The sequence below is a fragment of the Bacillus sp. SRL543 genome (assembly GCF_984799205.1).
In genome coordinates this window covers 683,738-705,403 of sequence record NZ_OZ481794.1, presented here as the reverse complement: position 1 = coordinate 705,403, position 21,666 = coordinate 683,738, and the positions used below count along the sequence as shown (strand labels likewise).

The 21,666-nt window shown below is 47.0% G+C and carries 24 protein-coding genes; 9 read left to right on the top strand and 15 right to left on the bottom strand.

The window, feature by feature from the left end; translation table 11 throughout:
• Nucleotides 1-35: 35 nt before the first annotated feature.
• The 3 genes from AC4E8B_RS03755 to AC4E8B_RS03745 all read right to left on the bottom strand — a co-directional run bounded on the left by AC4E8B_RS03755 (nucleotide 36) and on the right by AC4E8B_RS03745 (nucleotide 2,853).
• Nucleotides 36-1,451 carry a VanZ family protein gene (locus AC4E8B_RS03755; RefSeq protein WP_490217123.1) on the bottom strand — a complete coding sequence of 472 codons (1,416 nt, stop codon included), beginning with the start codon at nucleotides 1,449-1,451 and terminating at the stop codon, nucleotides 36-38.
• Nucleotides 1,452-1,905: 454 nt separating this feature from the next.
• The gene (locus AC4E8B_RS03750) at nucleotides 1,906-2,199 is read right to left on the bottom strand and encodes an antibiotic biosynthesis monooxygenase family protein (RefSeq protein WP_490217122.1); all 294 of its coding nucleotides are present in this window, start codon (nucleotides 2,197-2,199) and stop codon (nucleotides 1,906-1,908) included.
• 126 nt (nucleotides 2,200-2,325) lie between these two features.
• Nucleotides 2,326-2,853, bottom strand: a complete 528-nt coding sequence (locus AC4E8B_RS03745; protein ID WP_490217121.1) for an acyl-CoA thioesterase — start codon at nucleotides 2,851-2,853, stop codon at nucleotides 2,326-2,328.
• Nucleotides 2,854-3,052: 199 nt separating this feature from the next.
• Here AC4E8B_RS03745 and AC4E8B_RS03740 point away from each other — a divergent pair, with 199 nt between their 5' ends.
• Nucleotides 3,053-3,640 carry a TetR/AcrR family transcriptional regulator gene (locus AC4E8B_RS03740; protein ID WP_490217120.1) on the top strand — a complete coding sequence of 196 codons (588 nt, stop codon included), beginning with the start codon at nucleotides 3,053-3,055 and terminating at the stop codon, nucleotides 3,638-3,640.
• Nucleotides 3,641-3,716: 76 nt separating this feature from the next.
• On the top strand, nucleotides 3,717-4,658 hold the full coding sequence (locus AC4E8B_RS03735; protein WP_490217119.1) for an SDR family NAD(P)-dependent oxidoreductase: 942 nt from the start codon (nucleotides 3,717-3,719) through the stop codon (nucleotides 4,656-4,658).
• 709 nt (nucleotides 4,659-5,367) lie between these two features.
• On the opposite strand, the gene AC4E8B_RS03730 is transcribed toward AC4E8B_RS03735, so the two are convergent.
• On the bottom strand, nucleotides 5,368-6,309 hold the full coding sequence (locus AC4E8B_RS03730; RefSeq protein ID WP_490217118.1) for a magnesium transporter CorA family protein: 942 nt from the start codon (nucleotides 6,307-6,309) through the stop codon (nucleotides 5,368-5,370).
• A gap of 195 nt (nucleotides 6,310-6,504) precedes the next feature.
• Between AC4E8B_RS03730 and AC4E8B_RS03725 the strand changes: the two genes are divergently transcribed.
• Together AC4E8B_RS03725 and AC4E8B_RS03720 are read left to right on the top strand one after the other, a co-directional pair.
• Nucleotides 6,505-6,771 carry a hypothetical protein gene (locus AC4E8B_RS03725; RefSeq protein ID WP_490217117.1) on the top strand — a complete coding sequence of 89 codons (267 nt, stop codon included), beginning with the start codon at nucleotides 6,505-6,507 and terminating at the stop codon, nucleotides 6,769-6,771.
• 53 nt (nucleotides 6,772-6,824) lie between these two features.
• Nucleotides 6,825-7,517 carry a TrkA C-terminal domain-containing protein gene (locus tag AC4E8B_RS03720; RefSeq protein WP_490217115.1) on the top strand — a complete coding sequence of 231 codons (693 nt, stop codon included), beginning with the start codon at nucleotides 6,825-6,827 and terminating at the stop codon, nucleotides 7,515-7,517.
• Nucleotides 7,518-7,520: 3 nt separating this feature from the next.
• Here the strand turns inward: AC4E8B_RS03720 and AC4E8B_RS03715 are convergent, their stop codons facing one another.
• From AC4E8B_RS03715 to AC4E8B_RS03705, 3 genes are all read right to left on the bottom strand, one after another.
• On the bottom strand, nucleotides 7,521-8,054 hold the full coding sequence (locus tag AC4E8B_RS03715) for an RNA polymerase sigma factor (protein ID WP_490217113.1): 534 nt from the start codon (nucleotides 8,052-8,054) through the stop codon (nucleotides 7,521-7,523).
• A gap of 80 nt (nucleotides 8,055-8,134) precedes the next feature.
• A complete protein-coding gene (locus AC4E8B_RS03710) occupies nucleotides 8,135-8,572 on the bottom strand; it encodes a DUF1284 domain-containing protein (RefSeq protein ID WP_490217111.1) in 438 nt (145 codons plus the stop codon).
• A 52-nt stretch (nucleotides 8,573-8,624) separates the two neighbouring features.
• A complete protein-coding gene (locus AC4E8B_RS03705) occupies nucleotides 8,625-9,950 on the bottom strand; it encodes a polysaccharide biosynthesis protein (RefSeq protein WP_490217110.1) in 1,326 nt (441 codons plus the stop codon).
• 247 nt (nucleotides 9,951-10,197) lie between these two features.
• Here AC4E8B_RS03705 and AC4E8B_RS03700 point away from each other — a divergent pair, with 247 nt between their 5' ends.
• From AC4E8B_RS03700 to cotJC, 3 genes are read left to right on the top strand one after another with little or no spacing between them, the layout of a single operon-like run.
• Nucleotides 10,198-10,413, top strand: coding sequence for a spore coat associated protein CotJA (locus tag AC4E8B_RS03700; protein WP_490219484.1), 216 nt, complete (start codon nucleotides 10,198-10,200; stop codon nucleotides 10,411-10,413).
• Nucleotides 10,406-10,672, top strand: a complete 267-nt coding sequence (locus AC4E8B_RS03695; protein ID WP_490217108.1) for a spore coat protein CotJB — start codon at nucleotides 10,406-10,408, stop codon at nucleotides 10,670-10,672. Before AC4E8B_RS03700 ends, AC4E8B_RS03695 begins: the two co-directional genes overlap by 8 nt.
• 12 nt (nucleotides 10,673-10,684) lie before the next feature.
• Nucleotides 10,685-11,254, top strand: a complete 570-nt coding sequence (gene cotJC / locus AC4E8B_RS03690) for a spore coat protein CotJC (RefSeq protein ID WP_490217107.1) — start codon at nucleotides 10,685-10,687, stop codon at nucleotides 11,252-11,254.
• Between the two features lie 45 nt (nucleotides 11,255-11,299).
• On the opposite strand, the gene abc-f is transcribed toward cotJC, so the two are convergent.
• Both abc-f and AC4E8B_RS03680 read right to left on the bottom strand, forming a co-directional pair.
• Nucleotides 11,300-13,183 carry a ribosomal protection-like ABC-F family protein gene (gene abc-f, locus AC4E8B_RS03685; protein ID WP_490219482.1) on the bottom strand — a complete coding sequence of 628 codons (1,884 nt, stop codon included), beginning with the start codon at nucleotides 13,181-13,183 and terminating at the stop codon, nucleotides 11,300-11,302.
• 186 nt (nucleotides 13,184-13,369) lie between these two features.
• Entirely contained in the window at nucleotides 13,370-13,504 is a 135-nt protein-coding gene (locus AC4E8B_RS03680; protein WP_490217105.1) for an RAxF-45 family protein, read from the bottom strand.
• A gap of 258 nt (nucleotides 13,505-13,762) precedes the next feature.
• On the opposite strand from AC4E8B_RS03680, the gene AC4E8B_RS03675 reads away from it, so the two are divergent.
• Nucleotides 13,763-14,482, top strand: coding sequence for a TspO-related membrane protein (locus AC4E8B_RS03675; RefSeq protein WP_490217104.1), 720 nt, complete (start codon nucleotides 13,763-13,765; stop codon nucleotides 14,480-14,482).
• Between the two features lie 702 nt (nucleotides 14,483-15,184).
• Here the strand turns inward: AC4E8B_RS03675 and AC4E8B_RS03670 are convergent.
• The 5 genes from AC4E8B_RS03670 to AC4E8B_RS03650 form a co-directional block, all read right to left on the bottom strand.
• Nucleotides 15,185-15,817 carry a response regulator transcription factor gene (locus AC4E8B_RS03670; protein ID WP_490217103.1) on the bottom strand — a complete coding sequence of 211 codons (633 nt, stop codon included), beginning with the start codon at nucleotides 15,815-15,817 and terminating at the stop codon, nucleotides 15,185-15,187.
• Complete coding sequence (locus AC4E8B_RS03665) at nucleotides 15,810-16,853, bottom strand: sensor histidine kinase (RefSeq protein WP_490217102.1); 1,044 nt, start codon at nucleotides 16,851-16,853, stop codon at nucleotides 15,810-15,812. Before AC4E8B_RS03665 ends, AC4E8B_RS03670 begins: the two co-directional genes overlap by 8 nt.
• On the bottom strand, nucleotides 16,850-17,590 hold the full coding sequence (gene liaF / locus AC4E8B_RS03660) for a cell wall-active antibiotics response protein LiaF (RefSeq protein WP_490217101.1): 741 nt from the start codon (nucleotides 17,588-17,590) through the stop codon (nucleotides 16,850-16,852). The genes AC4E8B_RS03665 and liaF overlap by 4 nt, the downstream gene beginning before the upstream one ends.
• 124 nt (nucleotides 17,591-17,714) lie before the next feature.
• On the bottom strand, nucleotides 17,715-18,362 hold the full coding sequence (locus tag AC4E8B_RS03655) for a PspA/IM30 family protein (protein ID WP_490217100.1): 648 nt from the start codon (nucleotides 18,360-18,362) through the stop codon (nucleotides 17,715-17,717).
• A 24-nt stretch (nucleotides 18,363-18,386) separates the two neighbouring features.
• Complete coding sequence (locus AC4E8B_RS03650; RefSeq protein ID WP_490217099.1) at nucleotides 18,387-18,731, bottom strand: lmo0954 family membrane protein; 345 nt, start codon at nucleotides 18,729-18,731, stop codon at nucleotides 18,387-18,389.
• Between the two features lie 212 nt (nucleotides 18,732-18,943).
• On the opposite strand from AC4E8B_RS03650, the gene AC4E8B_RS03645 reads away from it, so the two are divergent.
• Nucleotides 18,944-19,444: a hypothetical protein gene (locus AC4E8B_RS03645; protein ID WP_490217097.1), complete on the top strand. Its 501-nt coding sequence runs from the start codon at nucleotides 18,944-18,946 to the stop codon at nucleotides 19,442-19,444.
• A 244-nt stretch (nucleotides 19,445-19,688) separates the two neighbouring features.
• Here the strand turns inward: AC4E8B_RS03645 and shc are convergent, their stop codons facing one another.
• Complete coding sequence (shc, locus tag AC4E8B_RS03640) at nucleotides 19,689-21,575, bottom strand: squalene--hopene cyclase (protein ID WP_490217096.1); 1,887 nt, start codon at nucleotides 21,573-21,575, stop codon at nucleotides 19,689-19,691.
• Nucleotides 21,576-21,666: the final 91 nt, after the last annotated feature.

The window sequence follows — 21,666 nt, the reverse complement described above, 5'->3', positions numbered from 1 at the left end:
ACACTAAAAAGAGCCAAGAGACCTGACCCCTTGGCTCATTTTATGGCGGTCACGTGCAGTGACCACTCTTCTCCATTTAATGCTCCAGTAAATAGGTACACAGGTTGATAATAACCCTTTGAGTCATACATATAGTCCAGTTTGCAACCAGTCACAACTAACTGATCTCCTTTTTGAAAGGGGATAAATTGGTCAAATTTCCCACTTTTGATTTTCTTATACGCCTCTTTGACAGACAAGATTTCGACATCACGTACAAATTCATTTTCTGTATTACTATAGAAAAGCGATCCAACACTGCCATCTTTTTTTAAATCCAGCATAATCAGTCCATTTTCGATATCTGTACTCGGATAGCTGGATTGCTGAATCATCCAATGAAAAGTTCCATCCTCTGTAACCGACAATTCAGCCTGCTTCGGAAGCAAATCTAAGGTAGCGAGAATTCCTTTTGCATACTCTTGCATTTCTTTGCTATTATCATTAATCCCTTCTTCTTCATGGAAATAATTATTGTCAGTAAGTGACCATGTTCCATCCCGCATAAAATAGTTCATTTGATAATTAGTACCAGATTCTTCTTTAAAAGTGAAAATTCGATTATCCCCTTCTCTTCCTTCCTCAATAAGCTCCGGTAAATTTAATGTCTTCTGGAGAAATTCGGCCATGCTTCGCCCATGCTCCCTATCATTGCTGTACTTATTTTTATAAACTGCAGCATGTGCTGTATTTGCATTTAGCTGAATGGTGGTACTTAACGTTACTTTTTCCATATCTGACCCATAGGTTGGATTGATGCTCATATTGCCGAAACCTTTAGATTGATAAACAGTAAACGCACTCACAAAAGCAATGAGCAAAATCATTGGAATTGAGAGGCGTTTCACGAGTTCTTGAAAAGAAATCCATTTGTTCTGGACAATTGTATGAAATAACATAAACAGCTGATACCCCAGCACACCGCCTAGACTGTTATGAAAGATATCGTCCAGTTCAAAGATTCCTCTGCCTGTGACAACTTGAAAGGTTTCAATCAGTAAGGTGGCAAGCAGGGAAGCAACCAGTGTCCATTTGAACTTCATGAACTTACTGCTATATAACGGTAATAGAATTCCTAATGGAACAAACATAAGTATGTTAAAAACAATTAGTTGAAAGGCTATTAACGAAAATGAATTCCATGCATCAATGTACCCACTGAATATATGTAGGTTTATTTCCCCAGAAAAAGCACCCCCACGGCTTAAATTCGTGAGTCCAATTACAATAAAATAATAGCCCACTAGAAGGGCTCCTATTAAAGCCTTTTTCTTTTCACCGCTGGATTTATTAACACCTTTCTTCTTCCTCATTTTGATAATAATAATAGATAAAACTAAAAAGGTAACGGCAATTGCAGCGGCAGGTACAATAAATACACTTAAACGAATGAATATTTCTTTGAAATCCATAAGATGCCTCCGGTAGTTTTATTATTGGTTGAGAACAATCCTCTTCTTTAGAACAGTTTAGCAATGTAAAGTGACTTCCAAATGACTTTTACGTGACAATATAGTCACTCAACCTATTACGCACACAACCAATTTTGTTTCAGTATGATCAACAGCCGTATATACGGACAAATTCATGACTCCTTGATCTTGGAGCACCTGTTATCTGGCCATTCTTGTTAAGCTAAACTGGACCTTTAACACAAAAAGGAGCTGCCATTATTGACAACTCCTTTTTCACTATTACATCCCGCCTTTATTCTCGCCCTTTATTTTGACATTAGTTTTCTATTCACATAAGAAAGAGCATTCCCTTTTGACCGGATGCCCCTTTATTGTTAAAGATTGCATTTATTTAGGCTCTAAAATTTTATTTTTTATTATGCTAGAGCCTCTGATAGTTTAAAAACAATAATTAAAGTTGAACCTTCTCAAAATGTTCAACTATTGGAAAAGGGTCATAAAAATGATGTAATTGCTTTTTCCATTGTTGATACTCATTGGATTGTCTAAATCCAACTGTATGGTCTTCTAAGGATTCCCACTGAACCAGTAGTAAATACTTACCCTCAACTTCCATACATCGTTGAAGATCGTGAGATATGTAGCCTTTCATTGAACAAATAATTTTGGATGCCTCACGAAATGCTTCTTCATATTCTGCTTCCATACCTACCTTAACTTGTAGCATAACAGCTTCCAATATCATTAATTCTCCCCCTTCCCCCAACAGTCTAACATTACGACTTTTCCAGTTACTTTATTGAACTAATCTGACCCTGTTTCTCCACCATGACGGAACTACTTACTATTTTCCGCTGCTTCTTCTTGCCAATTATCCCCTGTCCCGCTGCCAGGGAAGGTCTGCACCATATTTATTTGCGCGCGCCTCGCTGTCTTTCCGGCGCTTTTTGCGGATTTCGAGGCGCTCCCTGGCTGATTCGTGAAGGCTTTTCTCTTCTTCGGTTTCAGGTACGACCTGCGGCACGGCTGTCGGCTTGCCCTGCTCATCTATTGCAACAAAAGTCAGGAATGAGACGGCGCAGACATTCCTCTTTCCTGTGATCAGGTCTTCGGCAATGACCTTGACGAAGATTTCCATCGAAGATCTCCCTGTATAGGTGACGAATGATTCCAGACAGACGGAATTGCTTTCATAAATCGGATGGAGGAAATCGACTGAGTCGGTAGAAGCTGTCAGCACATTCATCCTGGCATGGCGCATAGCCGAGATGGCAGCCACATCATCAATATAGGCCATCAACCTGCCGCCAAACAATGTTCCATAATTATTTGTATCCGGCGGGAGCACGATGCTCGTTTTTACGACAAAAGACTCCCGGCAATATTTTGTATTTTCCATGATAATGCCCCTTTGCAAGAAATAAACTTGTGTATCTATCTTACCAGATTCCCATTTTTGAAGCCCGGAAATCACTTTGCTGCGTAAAACAAAAAGAAAATTAGCTGTTCTTTAATAATATGGTTGAAAATTCCTTTCCGAATGCATATAATTTAATTGACCACCGTTCAATAAAAAATATTCAACAAAGGTGATAACTATGTCCCCAAGAAAATCTGCCCAATCTGAGCTGACAAGAGAAGCAATCCTGGACGCCGCAAGAGAGCTCTTTGTCGCACAAGGCTATAGCTCCGCCTCTATGAGGAAGGTGGCCCAGGCCCTGAACTGCAGCCATGGCGCCCTTTATTATCATTTTAAAAATAAAGCTGAGCTGTTCTACGGGATTGCAGAGCAAGGCTTTAAAAAGCTGAATGCAGTGCTGAAGGATATTGTGCAAAGTACGGATCTATCCAAAGCAGAAAAGCTTTTTGAAATATTTCTCGGCTATATCCGCTTCGGGCTGTCCCACCAAAAGCATTATGAAGTGATGTTCCTGATTCGTGATGAAGAGCTGGACTGCTATATGCAGGAAGCTCCTTATGAAAGCTATCAGCAGTTTGCCGAAGCGATTGCCGGCCTTCTTCCAAGTCCGCCTGCAGCCCAGCAGATCTGGTCCGCTTTTATCAGCCTTCACGGTTTTGTCACGCACTTCAGCCGCTCAGAGGCCCAGTTCGAGGAAACAGAAGGGCTGGCCCGCACCCACGCCCGCTTTATTATCGGCGGTTTAGAAGCTGCCGCAAAATATTAAAAAGAAATGGAAGCCATTTCTTTTTTTAATGTTTTTTATTGAACACTGGTCAATAACCTAAAGGGAGAGAATAAATATGAAAACTGCATTAGTACTAGGCGCTGCCGGCGGAATGGGCTATTCCCTCACCGAGGCATTGCTGAATAAAGATATTCATGTCCTTGCTGCCTCAAGATTGCTCGACAATCTGGAAAAATGCCGCAGCGGCTGGGGATCGGCACCTGATATAACCGCGTGTGATGCCATGGACAGAGCCGCAGTAAAAAGGGCCGTTGCCCAGGCAGACCTTGTTTTCCACAGCATCAATATCCCTTACCAGGAATGGGACAGTCTGCACATCATCATGACCAACATCCTCGAAGAATGCCGCAGCCAGAACAAGCCTTTCATCTACACAGACAATATCTATGCTTACGGCAGGCAAGCATCTCCTGTCAATGAATCTGCGGTTAAGAATCCGCATACGAAAAAAGGCAAAATCCGCCTGAAGCTTCTTGATCAGATCCGGAAGTCCGGCACCCGCTACATCATTGCCCATTTTCCTGATTTCTATGGACCTGACACAACCAATACCCTGCTTGACTATACGTTGAAGCAGGCTATAGCCAAGAACAAGGCAGGCTTTCTCGGCAAAACCAATCTAGATCGGGAATTCATTTACATTAAAGATGCCGCTGAAGCGCTGGCAGAACTTGCACTGCATGAGAAAGCTTACGGTGAAGACTGGAATATCCCGGGCTCCGGCACCATTACCGGCAAGGAGATCGAAGCAGTGTTGGCCGGATACTTCGGCAGGCATATTAAGCTGTGGCCCATTTCGCGCTGGATGATCCAGTCCATCGGCCTCTTTGATCCTTTCATGAGAGAATATGCCGAAATGATGTATCTGAACGAAACACCCGTCATCCTGGATGGATCAAAATATGAACGCCTGATTGGCCCCATTCCAAGAACTCCATACAACGAGGGCATAACAGCAGCACTGCGGCAGCTCGAGTCCCAGCCCGCTGCACGGTAGAACAGGAGATACTGCCATTGACTGGCAGACTTTTGGTTTTTGTTGGGTAAACTGAGGTCTTTTGAAAAAAGAGATTCAGAGAGTTTCAAGACCCTCTATTTCTGAAAATGTGATTCAGAGGGTTCTAGTCGGGCGTACTAAGACCCTCTATTCTCGAAAATGAGCAACAGAGGGCTCTAGTCGAGCAATCTAAGACCCTCTATTTCTAAAAATGTGATTCAGAGGGTTCTAGTCGGGCGTACTAAGACCCTCTATTCTCGAAAATGTGATTCAGAGGGTTCTAGTCGGACGCTCTATGACCCTCTATTTCCAAAAGTGTGATTCAGAGGGTTCTAGTCACCCTCTATTTCCAAAAATGTGATTCAGAGGGTTCTAGTCAGGCGTACTAAGACCCTCTATTCTCGAAAATGAGACTCAGAGGGTTCTAGTCGGGCAATCTAAGACCCTCTATTCTCGAAAGTGAGATTCAGAGGGTTCTAGTCGGGCGTACTAAGACCCTCGATTCCCAAAAATGAGCAACAGAGGGTTCTAGTCGGGCGTACTAAGACCCTCTATTCTCAAAAATGAGCAACAGAGGGTTCTAATCGGGCGTTCAAAGCCAGCCCCTCCATTTCCCAAAAGAAATCACTTCAATAAAAAAATCCTTCCAGAGAGACATATTCCTAATGTCTCTCTGAAAAGGATCGCCTCCTGCTGCCAAGGGCAGCTTTTATTTAAAAAATGAATTCTTTTTCTTTCCTTTGAGAATGTCTCCCATCCATCCTTTGCTGCGGAGAATCAGATAGATGCCGATGGTGGAGACAATCATAAAGACGATGGCGAATAGATAGCCCCATTTCCACTCAAGCTCCGGCATGAGCTTGAAGTTCATTCCCCAAATCGCCCCGAGTGCGGTTACCGGGGTAAACAGGGTCGTCAGCACGGTGAGCGTCTTCATAATTTCATTTCCCCTGTGGGCGGACACAACTTCCTCAATATGGACAAGCGTCGCAATTTCCTGCTGATATTCCCTGATCAGCATCATGGCACGGTCTATCCTCCTGGCGGTCCGCTTATACTCTCTTCCTTCTATCGCAAATTCGCCAAATGCCTCTTCTGCAGCAATATTCAGCTCCTGGAAAGGCACCGTCAGGTTTTTCCAGACAAGAAGCTCATGACGGGATTCATAGATTTCCTCGAAGGTGCTAAGGCTGTTTCTTTGCTTGACCTTCCATAGAAGATCGTTCAGCTTCTTCTCATATCCATCTATCTTGGTCAGATTGGAGTCGAGTATCTGGCCCAAAAATACAAAAAAGCCTTCAATGGCATTGTCAGTATCATCCATCCGCTCAAGGAGCAGATCCTCCCTGACCGAATGGATTGCATCAAATTTAAAGTTCACGGTAATTAAAAATTCCCTTGTAAGAAAGAAATGGAAAAAATTATAATCTTTCTGGTCCTCCAGGGTCTGCTGGTAGATCAATGAGCCGCGAATATGCTCCCTGCCGGGCATCAGCGTATCCATCTGGAGGCAGTTTGTATCATTCTCGCTTGAGGATTCCCTCCACTCCCTGATTGTTTTTTCAAACCGTTCTTCATCTAAATTCAATGATTCATCGACTGTATTGAAATTATGCCAAGTCCATTTATTATCACTCAATTTATACTTCATGATATCCATCCCCCGCCTTTAATTCCCTGTTTCCCTGCTCACAGGCTTTCTTAAACCAATTTAGCAAGGAAGAGGATAAAGGTTTTTCCAATTTCTCCAAATACTGATGCCGCGGGCCAGGTTTGAGAGGGAGTCAAGAGGGTACATATAAAGCAAGCCAAATGAAATTATTTTTTAAAGGAGGAGCTTTTAACCATGAATACTCGTCCATTGAATTCGTATATCCTTGCCGGAGTCGGCATCAGCAGCATCCTGCTTCTTGCGCTGAAAAGCAGGAAAAGAATCCAGACATTCACTGTGAATGTGACAAACAAAGTACTTCCTTCAAGAGGAAAAAACCACCAGGTGGTACCGATTGAAAAAGGCGGCCATCCTGACCCGTATGATATCCAGGATAATAAAATGGTGGATGAAGGATCTATGTACGCTGTGAATTACTACAACGAGAAGGAACAGGCCTGAAGAGATTTTTATCCTTCAGGCTTATTTTTGTCCAGGAGTTTTAGGAGGATAATATGGCCTATCTGTTCATTTTTTCTTATATCATCATTATTCTTGCGGTAATTGAAATCAGTGCCCTGCTCTTTATCTATACAGGTCTTGATAAGCAGATTGCCCGTTTTCAGGTTATCTCCATGATGACCGGGACCGGATTCACAACAGGGGAATCCGAGCTGATCCTTGAGCATCCCTTGAGGAGGAAGATCAGCGCCTTTCTGATTTTATTCGGTGCTTTTTCCCTTGCTGTCATTATCTCCACTATCAGCAGCATTCTGTCCGATAATTTTTACACTAAAGAGGTCGGATATGTCGTCATCATTCTTTTTCTGATTATCTTGCTGCTGAAGCTGCCTTTTGTGCGGAATAAGCTGATTGACTGGCTGAAGCATAATGCCGAAGAACATTATGACTTCACTGACCTTCCGATAAAAGATGTCCTGTTGACCGATGATGACGATTACATTTTAGAATATCCTGTACTGGAGAATTCTCCATTTGCTGGAAAGAAACTGAGTGAAATCATTGATCCAGAGAAGGATGATGTGGTTGTCCTGTATGTCAAGAGAGGCGAAATCACAATCCGGAAGGAATGCCTGTCCACTGAAATACAGGAGGGTGACGATATCTTCGTTTATGGAGACAAAAATACTATTAAAAAGATTTTCGGGGATGATTCAGAGGGCAAGGACGTTAAGAAGGAGGGCTGACTTTTACTCGCCGCCCAGCCTGGCTTTAAGCCTTTCTTTCCCTCTTTTCATTCTCGTTTTAACTGTGGACATTGGTGCATCCACTTCAGCACTGATTTCCATCAATGTCCGGTTATGGTAGTAGAACAGCAGAAGCGGATCCCGGTACATGTCAGGCAGTGAGCTTATCGTTTCCACCATTTCCTCACGGTCTGATTTATGGAGAAATTCCTCCTCGGGCTCCGGACTTTTCTCTGCTTCCATTACATATTTATAAGCTTCTTCCTCCCAGAACCTTTTTTCCTTCTTCTCCTTCCGCCAGAAGTCCCTGCACTTATTGATGGCGATCCGGAACAGCCAGCTCCTGAATTTGGCTTCTTCCTTGAAGGCCGGAAAAGCGAGGAAGGCAGATAGCAGGACTTCCTGATAAAGGTCTTCTGCCTGCTCTTTATGGCGGATCAGCGAATAAATATATTTATAGACAAATAGTCCATTTTCCTGGATCAATTCATTGAAACGGCTGCGGCCGTCTGTGTTTTCATGATATTGGGGCAGCATTCTCTCTTCTCCTCTCCCCATTTGCGTTTCTATCTAATAAACGCACGAAAGGAATGCCCCCCCTACACTTTCGCCAAAAATTATGTCATCGGCTCCAGCCTGTACTTCTCCCTCAGCAGGGAGATTCCCTCCTTGCATACTCCGTACGGAAGCCAGGAACAGCCTTCACACAAATAGTCCAGGTCTTCCGGCCGGACCTTTGCAGCTGTCAGGCTGAGCAGCAAATGCTTATCGTACTCCCTGTTTTCCTCTATGCCAAGATGCTCGATCACCTTTGCATCCATGGACAGCACATGAGCGTTCGATCCCTCGCTTGCTTCGCAAATAACTTTCCCCTTGTGCGGGCAGGCATGGCAGGCATGGTCAAAACCAGCAACTGCCTTGATTCGGAATTGCTTGCGGTCATTCCGGATATCCTCCACAATCTCTGCCATATTCTCAACAAATCCCGGGCTGTAGCCCATCCCGCGGAACCCGTGGACACATAATAAATGGTGGCCTCTAAGCGTTCGATCCATAAGCTTCTCTCCCTTCCCATCTACCAATTCTCCATTGTGCTGGAAAATCCTTTTAGAGAATTTCCGGCCTGTCATCCTTAAGTGTCCAGAAGGTGATGCCGATTCTTTTGCAGATAGTCAGGTAATGCATAAAGGTAAGAAGCATAATGCCTGTGTTCATCCCGATGATAATGCCGTCCATCCCAAGCCTCTGGCCGAGGAAATACATGATTGAAAACGAAACGGCCGTGGACCAGACGGTATGGACAAAAGCATCCTTCATCAGGCCGAGGCCGATCAGGTACGCCTGCATGGGAATGACAAAGTAGTGAAGCAGGAAATAAGGGCACAGAAGCATCAGATAAATGGCCGCATCCTTGGAATGGAAAAACGTTTCTGTCAGCGGCTCCGCAAAGAAATAGATGGCGGCAGCTGCAGGAAACCCATAAATCGCCGTAATCAGCATAACCTGCTTCAGCAGCCCGATGAGCACACCGGTTTCATTGCGCGCCTGGGCCTTGGATACTGCCGGAATCAGCATGATTAGAAACGAATGGGCTATGAAAGCAGGAAAAAAGCCGATGGCCATGGCGATGCCCGTCAGCATACCAAATTGCCCGAGTGCCATTTCCTGGCTGAGGCCGGCCTGTACAAGCGCAGCTTTTATCAAAAAAGGCTGAATGGCGTGTGTAATGGAATGGAACACCCGCAATGCCGTCGTCGGGATGGACACAGCCATCAGGTTCTTCCTTACTGCCGCTCCCTTCAGGCTTTCCGAGGGCTGCCCCTTTAATTGGTGATACTGAATGAAAAACACATGCAGCAGGTACAGAAATATGACGATTTCACTGCCGATGAACGTGCAGATAGCGACCAGCATCGCTGTTTCTGTATTAAAGTCGAAAAGCTGATACAGAAAAACAAGCAGCAGCAGCTGGAGCAGCTTCCGCACCAGGCTGGTGTAGGCGATCTTCCCCATCTGATTCTTCCCCATAAAAAATCCGCGGGCAATCGATGAAAAAGAAATGATCGGGATCAGCAGGATGACCAGCCACCTGAGCAGGGGGGAGAAATGCTGAAAAACAGGGACAAATGGCAGGATGGCAATCGCAGCAAGAAACAGCACAGCGGAAAAAACGATGGTCAGCCTGATGGCATGCCCCAGCATGCTCCGATGATATTTTTCCTCTTTTTCCGCGACAAATTTGGAAACGGAAATAGGCAGCTCAAAGCTGGCAAGCAGCATAACAAGAAATATCGTCGGAAGGACCGACATATACATCCCGAGCCCCCGCTCGCCCAATTCCCGCGCCAGCACCATATTGACAAGAAACTCTATGCACTCCCCCATGAAGGAGGCAATCACCAATACGAGCGTTCCCTTTAAAAACGAATTCATTGTACAGATTCTCCTTGTCTCTCGATCTTTGGCCGGCAGCCATACTTTTAAATGATATGAGACAAGTCTGTAGATTATTATCAGAAGACAGGATTCCGGCATTGATCCCATTTTTTTAGAAGCTTAAGCCTGCCTCTCTTTTCTCATCAGTTATATCCTCCGATTTACGGCATAAGATGAACTGACGAGTTTTATCTTAAAGGAGGTTAAAGGCTTGAACTATCAAAATGAAGTGCATTTTACACCTATGAAAGCCTATAGTCCCTACCACAGTCCTTATGATCCGTGCCCGCCTTTGAAAATCAAATACTACAGCACGCCGCCGCAATTATATATGCCTTTTCAGCCGCCGAATCTTGAGCAGTTCCCGCCGCACGAAGCCCTGATGAGGGGAACGCTCTGGAAGCCTCTCTATGATTATTATGATAATCCCTATAAGAAAGGAATCCACGGCCATGGCTAAGCAGATGGGCAATGAATATTACCAGCTGATGTTTGAAATCCAGGCGGCCGATTTCGTGCTTGTGGAGCTGACATTATACCTCGACACCCACCCTGGCGACACTCAGGCCCTGCAGCAGTTCCAGCAGTTCTCTGACTATTCCCGGAAGCTGAAGAAGCGATATGAAAAAGAATTCGGGCCGCTCCTGCAATTCGGGGTCAGCAATAATCCCGGCGACACCTGGAAATGGAGCCAGGGTCCTTGGCCCTGGCAAGTATAAGGAGGTTTCTTCATGTGGGTTTATGAGAAAAAGCTGCAATATCCAGTGAAAGTAAGCACATGCAATCCGACATTGGCGAAATATTTAATCGAACAGTACGGCGGTGCGGACGGCGAGCTTGCGGCTGCTTTAAGATACCTGAATCAGCGCTACACGATCCCGGAGAAAGTCATCGGCCTCCTCACAGATATCGGGACAGAGGAATTCGCCCATCTGGAGATGATTGCCACCATGATCTACAAACTCACCAAGGATGCGACTCCTGACCAGCTGAAGGAAGCCGGCCTTGGCGAGCACTATGTAAACCATGACAGCGCGCTGTTTTACCATAATGCCGCCGGCGTCCCGTGGACTGCCTCCTACATACAGGCCAAAGGAGACCCGATTGCCGACCTGTACGAGGATATCGCGGCCGAGGAAAAAGCGCGGGCCACCTATCAATGGCTGATCGATATTTCTGATGATCCGGATCTTAATGACAGCCTGCGCTTCCTGCGGGAAAGGGAAATCGTCCATAGCATGCGCTTCCGTGAAGCGGTGGAGATCCTGAAGGAAGAGCGTGACGCAAAGAAAATCTTCTAAAAGAACAAATTCAAGAAGCCGGATCTCCATCCGGCTTCTGTTTGTTTATGAAAGGCATTCTTCCAGCTTTTTATACAGATCTTCTCTTCTTAGCTCCAGCTCCTCTTTCTCCCTGAACAAGTTTTGCAGCTCAGACAAATCTGTTTCAGTCTCAAGCCTGCCGTCGAGAGCAGAAATTTCTGCTTCAGCAAGGGCGATTTCCCTTTCTGTCTGCTCTGGATTTTCTTTGCTCTCTTTTTGGACTTCCTGCCGGACTGCCGGCTTCTTTTTGGCCGGCTTTTCCTCTGTAGCGGCTGCCTGCTCCTTTTCTCCTTTCTTCCCTTTTGCCCAATCATAGCTGCCGGCAAAGGTATGCAGCTGGCGGTTTTCAATCCAGCTGATCTTTGTGAACAGCTTATTCAGGAAATAGCGGTCATGCGAGACAGCGAGAATGGTTCCTTTATAATCCTGCAGCGCCTCCTCAAGGACCTCCCGGGATTCAATGTCAAGATGGTTTGTCGGTTCATCAAGAATCAGAAAGTTTATATCCTGGTGCATCATCTGGGCAAGGCGCAGGCGCATTTTTTCTCCGCCGCTCAATTTGGACACCCTGCGGAAGACTGCGTGGCCGTAGAACAGGAAGCCGGCAAGGATATTACGCGCTTCCCCCTCCGCCACAGACACCTCACTGCGAAAGGCTTCAAGGACGGTTTCATGCTCCGAGCCAGGCTGGATATGCTGCGACAGATACCCTATTTTTACATTGCTCCCGATCCGCACCTCGCCCGCATCCGCCGGCACCTCACCGAGGATCATTTTCAGCAGTGTCGACTTGCCGCTGCCATTGCTGCCGACAATCGCCGTCCTGTCCTGAAACTGGATGTGGAGATCAGCATCTTCAAAGAGAATCTGGCTGCCAAAGTGCTTAGCGGCCCCTTTGATCACTATAACGTCCTTGCCGCTCCGCTGCGCAGAGTCCAGCTCCATATTCATTTTCTTCCGGTTCAGGATGGGCCGGTCAAGCTTTTCCATCCGTTCGAGTGCTCTTTCCATGCTTCTCGCCCTTTTGTGCAGCCCTTCATTCGGCGGGTTGGCCTGATTGGCCCATTCACGCAGGCGCTTGATCGCTTCCTTCATTTTCTTGATCTTCTTCTGCTGCTCTTCATACTGCTGAAATTCCCTCAAAAGCCTTTCTTCCTTTTCTTTTACAAAACCGCTGTATCCTGTCTGATATGAAGTGAGCCCGCCATCCTCCAGGTCAAAGATCCTGCTTGCGATTTCATCCAGGAAATAGCGGTCATGGGACACCACTATCACGGTTCCTGCGTATTCTTTTAAAAATACCCCCAGCCACTCTACAGCATCGATATCCAGATGATTGGTCGGCTCATCGAGAAGAAGGAAATCAGGATTCTGGAGCAGGGTGAAGCCGAGGGAAACTTTTGTTTTTTCCCCGCCGCTCAAGGACGAAAAGCTTTTGCTCAGCAAATCCTCAATCTTCAAGCCCCCTGCCACCCTGTCGAGCCTTGCCTCCATTTCATAGCCGCCGCCAAGGACAAATTGCTCCTGAAGCACGCCATACTCAGCGATATACCGCTCCAGAGTGCCTGCATCTTTTTCTTTTGCCATTGCCTGCTCGCACTCTTTCATCTTCCTTTCAACAGCTGTCAGTTCCTTAAATGCCTGAAGCAGTACATCCCTGCCTGAAAATTGCTCAGGATATTCAGGAATCTGCGAAAGATAGCCGATCCTTGTGCCTTTTTTCCAATGGACCTGGCCTTTATCAGGCGTTTCAGCCCCTGCCAGCAGTTTGAATAAAGTTGTCTTGCCGCTGCCATTCCTCCCTACAAGGCCGACGCGGTCCCCTTCATGAATCTCAAAGCCCACTTCCTCGAAGATTGTTGTGCCTGCGTACATTTTTGCTATATCATTTCCGCTGCATGCGATCATTTTCATTTCCTCCAAATTTCAGTTATTTTTTTGCATAATAAAAAGCCATGGGTAACATTCACCCATGGCCCTGCTTTTATGACAGACCCGTCCTGAGAGCAGGACGGCACTAAATAAAAAGGGGAGCATCCATAAGAAGCTCCCCTTTTTGCCCGTTCATAGAATAAGCGGATCAAGAGATGTTTCTCACCGTTTTGTTTTCCATATGAAGTTGCTAAAAATGGACAGACCTGTCCCGTTAGCAGCAGCACCATGAAAAATTGCACGGCAGATCGAAAGGTATGACATCCAGTCTCCGCGCAGCAAAACAGCGTTATTCATCTCTTCTCCACCTCCTTTTGATATAGTTAGCTTCATTCTACCGTTGTCAGAATCATTTTGCAAGCCTGATTATTAAAGGGTGCATACCCCCATGAAGCAGTAGCTGACCCGCCACATCGGCCAAAACACGATGTTCCGGGCTTTTTCCTGCCTCTCTTCTCTCTCCAATGGTTATCCTTCCTCCCCGGGAGGAATAAGATAAATAGGCAGCTGGTGCCTGGCACCCTGTCCCACATTATAGAGAGAGGAGAAATATCGATGCTTCGTGCCATCACGCATGCTATTTTTTATTTACTTGTTATAGGCGTCAATATTTTGGCAAATGCGCTCCCTTTGAACGGGCAGACTACCGGGGAGATTTCGGGCAAGCTTGATGTGCTGTTCACGCCTGCCGGCTATGTATTTTCGATTTGGGGACTTATTTATATACTTCTGGGAATCTGGGTTCTGAGGGAGTTTCCAAAGGACCGGCGGAATCTTCCACTGTATGAAAACACAAGCCTGTTCTTTATCCTCAGCTGCCTGCTGAACAGCGCCTGGATCTTTGCGTGGCATTATGAATTCTTCCTGGTGTCCGTCCTGCTGCTGACCAGCCTTCTGCTGTCATTGATTTTCCTGTATGTCAGGCTCCAGGCAGCCAGTCCGTCATTCTTCGACAGACTGCCATTTTCCGTTTATCTCGGCTGGGTCAGCGTCGCGGTGATTGCGAATATCAGCTATTATCTCGTTTATATCGGCTGGAACGGCTTCGGTCTATCGGATGCCGCCTCGACGATCATCATGCTCTGCGTGGCTTCGGCCCTTGCCATCCTATTCCGGATCAAAAACAGCGACCGCGTATACCCGCTCGTCTTTGTCTGGGCCTTCATCGGCATTGCCGTCAGGAACTGGAGTGAGCATGCTGCAGTATCTTACACGGCATTGGGATTAGCGGCTGTCATATTGATTTTTGCTGTTATTCCTTTTAAGAGGGATTGATGAAAACTCCTGCTCGGTGGTGAGCAGGAGTTTTTGGGCTAAAACTAATTAAAAGGGAGTGGAGAATTGCCATAAAAATGACTAAACCCTGTTGATTGCAGTGGAAGGCACGCAGACTCCTGCGGGAGATAGCGGCAGAGCTGAGACCCCGCAGCGCGCAAGCGTGAGGAGGCTCAGCGCCGCCCCGCGGAAAGCGTAGTGCCTTCAGCGGAAATCAACAGCTCCATTCAGGAGGATATCTCATTCATATAGATTGGACGACTGCCACAATTACGAAACCCTGTTGATTGCAGTGGAAGGCACGCAGACTCCTGCGGGAGATAGCGGCAGGGCTGAGACCCCGCAGCGCGCAAGCGTGAGGAGGCTCAGCGCCGCCCCGCGGAAAGAGTAGTGCCTGCAGCGGAAATCAACAGCCCCCATTTAGGAGCATAACTCATTCATATAGATTGGAGAATTGCCATAAAAATTACGAAACCCTGTTGATTGCAGTGGAAGGCACGCAGACTCCTGCGGGAGATAGCGGCAGGGCTGAGACCCCGCAGCGCGCAGCGTGAGGAGGCTCAGCGCCGCCCCGCGGAAAGCGAAGTGCCTGCAGCGGAAATCAACAGCCCCATTTATAAGCAAAAGAAGACTGTAAATAAACTCGATGATTTGTTCAAGTTTATCTACAGTCTTCAGCTTTTAAAAAAACAGAATCCCCAGTCAATTCGCCAGCGAATGCTTAAACGCATAAATCACAGCCTGCGTCCGGTCCTGTACCTGAAGCTTGCTGAGGATATTGCTCACATGTGTCTTCACTGTCTTCAAAGCAATAAAAAGCTCATCAGCAATCTCCTGGTTCGTTTTCCCTTCTGTCATCAAAAGCAGGATTTCCATCTCCCTTGCGGTAAGCTCTTCATGGGGAAGCACAGTCTGCTTCTGCCTCATCTTCACCATCATTTTTCCTGTAACCTCAGGTTCGAGCACTGATTGGCCATGGAAGGTAGCACGGACGGCATCGGCAATTTCGCTTGCCTTGGACGTTTTAAGCATATAGCTGGAAGCCCCCGCTTCAAGCGCCGGATAAACCTTTTCATCATCAAGGAAGCTTGTCACGATGATGACTTTCGCTTCCGGCCAGGCTTCAATGATTTTCCGTGTTGACTCAATCCCGTCCATCTCCTTCATCACCAGATCCATCAGGATGATATCAGGCCGGAGCTCCAGGGCCAGATCAATCGCCGTCCGGCCGTTATCGGCTTCCCCGATCACCTCGATATCCGGCTGCGCTGAAAGATAGGAAGACACACCGATCCTCACCATTTCATGATCATCGACAAATAATACTTTAATCATTCTCTTCACCCTCACTCTTCATCATTGGCACTTTCACTTCAAGGCGCGTTCCTTTATTTTTGAGGCTGATGACTTTCAGGGAGCCGCCGATCTCCACTGCCCGTTCATACATATTCTGCATCCCATATGAGCCTGCCTTCGTTTCCTCGACGTCAAAACCAATCCCGTCATCGGCAATCCGCATGATGATCAGACCGTCCCGCTGGATCAGCAGCACTTCAAGCTGAGTCGACTTGGCATGGCGCAATGTATTGGAGACAGATTCCTGGAGAATCCGGAACAAATGGTCCTCGACTCCTTTATCCATCAAAAACTCTTCAACCTTCCACTGGATTTTCATGGTCACTTTCTGGGAGAGCTCAAGCAGCAGCTCTTCTATGCCCTCCTGAAGTGTTTTTCCCTTCAGGGCGGCCGGACGCAGATGGAGGAGCAGGGCACGCATCTCCAGCTGGGATTGGTGGATCATCTCTTCGACCATTTTCAGCTGCTTTGTCTCTCTGTCTTCCTGGCTACGTGTTTCATTGATGGCAGACATCAGCATAGAAGCCGCGAACAGCTGCTGGCTCACAGAGTCATGAAGCTCGCGTGCCAGCCGGTTGCGCTCCTGTGAAATGATTTCCTGGATCCGGCTTTCCAGATCCTCAGCCTTTTCGGTCGCAAGCTTTTGCGAAATCTTTGCCTGCTCTGATATCTGCCGCTGGATTTTGCCTACCCTCATCCATAAAGGCTGCAGCTCTGAAGGGGTGTTATCATCTTGAAGGCTGATGGCCCTGCCTTCCTCCAGCTGGTAAAGCCAGTCATCAACCGTCTGGAGCTGCTTTTTTCGGTAAATTCCGGATATAAGACCTGATAAAATGCCGATTGCCGCACAGATGCTTGCTGCAAACAGGATGAAGGGGATATCCATGACTTCCCTTTCCCAAAGCCCGCTCCAATCGGCCAGCGGAAAGACGGTAAAATAGGAAACGCCAAGAAAGATGGCAACAAGGAGGGCAACTGACAGTCCCAACGCAATCTGCCGCTGGATCGTCTTCATACACGCTTCACCTCGATATCACCGACAAGGAGCGAGGTAAAGATTTTGATCTTCTGCTCTGCCTCTTCATAGCCTGGCGTTTTAAACTGCAGTGTCTGATTGAACATCTGCGGCTCGCGCTTATCAAAAATACCTGCAGAGCCTGCAATGACAGAGTGGTAGACATTCACTTCGAGATCATACGGAACAAGAATCTGGATATTTCCGATAAAATTGCGGATGAATATGACCGTCTCCCCTTTTGGGAGCACCGTATAGCTCATATCGATGATCGTATCGCCGATGCCGGCCTGGATATTGATGTCACTCCACTCGTATACATGCTCAGGCGTCTTCTGCCGCCCGAACAGGATGTTTTCAAAAAGCGGGCGCCCTTTGATGATCTCTTCACTCGGCTTTGACACAAAAGGATCCTTTTCCTTGATGATCGGCCTGATGCGGTCGGCGTCCCGCTTGGACTGTGCATATTGAATGACAAAGTGGATCAGGATGGCCAGCAGGAAAAATTTGAAGGTCATCATGTTGAAGACACTGATGACAAAAAAGGCAAGGCCTGCCCAGAAGAGGATTTTTCCGGAGCTGTGGGGGAGGCGTTTCCTGCCGAAATATACCATTCCAATCGAAACCAGAAGGGAGAAAATCAGCCCGTGATTAAAAAAAGATACCTCCAGAAAAAGGACAAGGGCACCAAGCAATAGAATCCAGCTGATATATTCGCTTTTGATTTTTTTAAGCATTGATCTTTTCCTCCCTTCATGGTGACTGGCATATGATGTACGCAATTCTCTATTGTAAGCTGTTTCAGCATAATGGCGAAAAAAGGCGCAGGAACTCTACGCCTCTTTAGAATACCAGTTTGTTTTATGAAATAGAATGAGTTTCTTTCTTTTTCATATCTTTTTCAAGCTGGGCAATTTTTGAATCGATTGTGCTCTGATAATAGGCATCATTCACTTTCTGCTCAAGCCGGTCAAGATATGACTCGATATTTTCAAACCTGGATTCAGCTTTGCCTGACTCAGAGCTGCTGTCAATCACCTGGTCCATTTTGCGGTTGGCCCTGGTCACATTTTCCCTTCCCATCAGCTCCAGGCGGCGGATGTGCATATCCTTCAGCTTATGCTTCATCTCTTCATACTTTCTTTCCAGCTCAACCAGCTGCTGGGAAGCCTGCTCTAGGGCCTGCTTCAGCCTGACTGCCCGCTCTTCATATTGAAGCTGTTCCTGGGCTGCAAATTGGGATAATTCTGTCTCCCCTGCCTCTGAAGCGACTTCTGCCTGCCGTTTGCGCTTTTCAGCCAATTCAGCCGCTCCTTTGTATTCTTTTGTAAATTCCTCTTTCAGAGAATACTGGCGCTCAAGGAGTTTACGGACCTTTTCCGTTTCCTGCTCGCATTGGCGCAGATACTGATTCAGCAGGGAAACCGGATTTTTCTGCTCCTTCTCATCCATTGCTTCATGCAAATCTGCCATGATTGTATTTTTCAGTCTTGTAAATAAGTTTGCCATGTTAATCTCCCTCTCGTTTTCAGATTAATATTGATTGATTTTTGACCATTCTTTTTCAAAGTTCGTGAATGGGTCCTGATCTTCTTTGACAAATGTTTTCTTGTCATTCCACTTTTTATAAATCACATAAAGGATGTAAGCAGCGGCAATTCCGAGGATGGCCGGAATATTGGAGGCAGCTGCCGTAAGGGCGAACACCCCGACGAAGCCCCAGCCAATTTTAGCGCCTGTTGAATCAGCTTTCAGGAACTGCTTGAATACGAAGTATAAAATCAGCAATGAGATGGCCAGGCCGATCATCGGCCCCAAATTGGATAAAAGCACCAGCCCTGCGATTCCTCCTGCTAAAAGTAAACCAAATTTTTTCATGTACGTTTCCTCCTTTCATGTTTCTATCTTACCTTTCCTGCAAAAATCCTATAACGAGCCTGAGCTTTATTTTCATATAGGACCTGGGGCTTAGAGGGTGGTCAGACTTTGCAGAAGGCGAAAATATTGGAAGGGGAAAAACTGTTATTGCGCAGGCTGGAAGGGTAGATAAAGGAGGAATTACAATTGAGATAACCCGGGAGGAAACCAATGTGTTTGGCTTCGATGATTTTGTAAAATTTATGCAGGCATTTTTCATTGTTCTTCCTATCGTGACACTCATCCATGTGGCCGGACATGTTTTTTTCGCCGGGATCTTTGGCGGGAAGGGACTTAAGGTCATTATCGGGTGCGGGAAAAATTTATTTTCTTTTAAATACTTGGAGGTAAAACGGTTCTACTTCTGGTATAGCGGCTGTGAATTTCAAAGCCTGAAATATGAAAATAAAATCAGTCTTTCTTTTATATATCTGGGCGGTACCCTCTTCAACCTGATCAGTATCTTTCTTATCAATTACCTGATCGGCTCCGGCGTACTTGAAGCATCCTTGCTTTGGTACCAATTCATCTATTTCTCTTTTTACTTTGTATTCTTTGCATTGTTCCCAATGGACTTCCCTGACGGCAATCCAAGTGACGGCAAAGCTTTCTACCGGATCATAAGAGACAAGAAGGTTGATTCTACTGATGATTGCCAATGGAAGGTTGAATGAACAAAAGCGCAAGCGCCTTGATCACCCTTAAGGAACGCAGACTAAGAACGCCACGTCCTGTGGCAACGTCTTGAGACCCGCTTCCTGGGGGCCTCAAGACGAACCTCCCGGAAAGGCGTTCATTGCCTTTTTGGGAGGTTTGGCTTGTGACCTCGGCGCAGCTGCTGGACGTAGATCAAGAATTGATAATGAGCAACAAGACTTACAATATTTAAATTCCTAAACATAGATAAAGCCCCGGCATTTAGACCGGGGCTTCACTCTTTTTCAGATAATGGCTTAATGCCAGGAGCGGCCATATATAACGGTAGCTGTGGTAATGAATATAAAAGAAATTTGCCATGCCCTGCCCTTTTGGGTAGTCGGCAGTCCAGTCCTTGCGCTTGCCCTCCCTCACCAGGAAGGCCGCGCCTTTCCTTGCCGCCGTGCTATCAGCCATGCCGGCTGCAGCCAGGGCATCAACTGCCCACGCTGTCTGGGTAAGGGTGCTTTCCTTCAGCGGGATATACTTTTTCTCCATATCGCTCCGGCAGGATTCCCCCCAGCCGCCATCTTCATTCTGGATGGACACCAGCCAATCGATCCCCTTTTTCATGCTTTTATCCTCCAGAGTGACACCAACAGCCGCCATTCCGGTTACGGCCGCCCAGGTTCCGTATATATAGCAGATTGACCAGCGCCCATACCAGGAGCCGTCCTGTTCCTGATGTTTTTTGAGCCACTTGATCGCTTTTTTGACGGGCGGAAGTGAAGAATCCGTATAGCCTGCCTTGCCGAGAAATTCAAGGGTCCTTCCCGTCAGGTCGGGGGTTGAAGGGTCGGTCAGGATAAACTCTGCTCCCTGGATGGGAAGGAGATGCAGCAGCTTTTTATTGACGTTCCTCTCAAACGCCGGCCATCCTCCATCCCTGTTCTGCATGGATAGTGTCCAAAGAAGCCCCTTTTTCCATATTTCCTCATAATGCGGCTTTTCCCCGGCAGGCTGCTGGAGGCTTCTGAGGGCAGCGGTTGTGTCATCCACATCCGGATTCATTGTATTGAAGCGCGAAAATCCCCAGCCGCCTGGCTCCGCCTTCAAATTATGCACAATCCAATCCCCAAACCTTTGATGCTGCTGGCCCGCCAGATACTTATTGGCTTTTTGGATGGCAGCCTCTTTCGGAGGGACGCCTGCTTCCTGAAGGGCGTGGCTGATCAGCGCTGTATTCCAGACAGCAGCAGTCGTATATTGAATATGCGTGCGCCCATCGATTTTGACAGTCATCCGCTTCAAGCCGGCGGCAGCATTCCTGATCGCGGGATCCTCCGGGCCGCCTCCCAATGCCAGCAGAGCAAAAATCATATAAAAGGTGCTGCTGAAATAATTATAAAGCGTCCCGTCAGGCTCGGTATGCGACTGCATATATTCCCTCGCTTTTTCTATCGACCATGCCCGGATCTGCCGCGGAATGCCCGCAAGCGCCTTCACCCCGCCAGCAAGAAAAGAAGTCAAACTCCTCCATTCCGCACTCCTCAGCTCCGGCCACGGATCATCATCTTCCCGGACAGACAGATCGCCAAGGTCCGGGCTCAATGCCGTTTTTCTGCTGAACTTCTTATTGCCCAGCAGAATGATGGGAACCAGATTGGAGCGGCCAAAAACCGAAAGATCGTACATATTGAGCGGAAAACTTCTCGGCAGGAGGATCACTTCCATCGGCACCGGAAAAATGATGGGCCACGGATACTGGCCTGTCAAGGCAAGCATGATTTTCGTATACATTCCTGCCTTCTTCAGGCCCCCGCCTTTTGAAATAAATCTTCTGGCTTTCACAAGTGCTGGATGATTTCTCTCATAATAGCCTGAGTATAGGAGCGCATAATACGCCTCGATCGTTAAAGACAGGCTGCCTTCATGATGGTCATGGAAAAGCCGCCATGCCCCGTCCTTTCCCTGCCGGCTCAGAATCCCTTCTGCCAGCTCTTTGATCAGCTCCTCCTCGTCCTCCGCCTCCAAAGTCCGCAGAAGGACGATCATATAGATATCGGTCATGCACCCTGTATCAAAAGGATGATTCCAGGAACCGTCCGGTGTCTGCTCACTTAAAAGCTGCTGCTTTAACCGTTCGATTTCACTTAGCACTAGCTGCATGCAGCCCGCCCCCTTTATTTCACTTCTTCCTAAAAATATATTCAGGGGCAGCTTGACAGATTCTGGAACAGCATATGCACAATAGGCAATA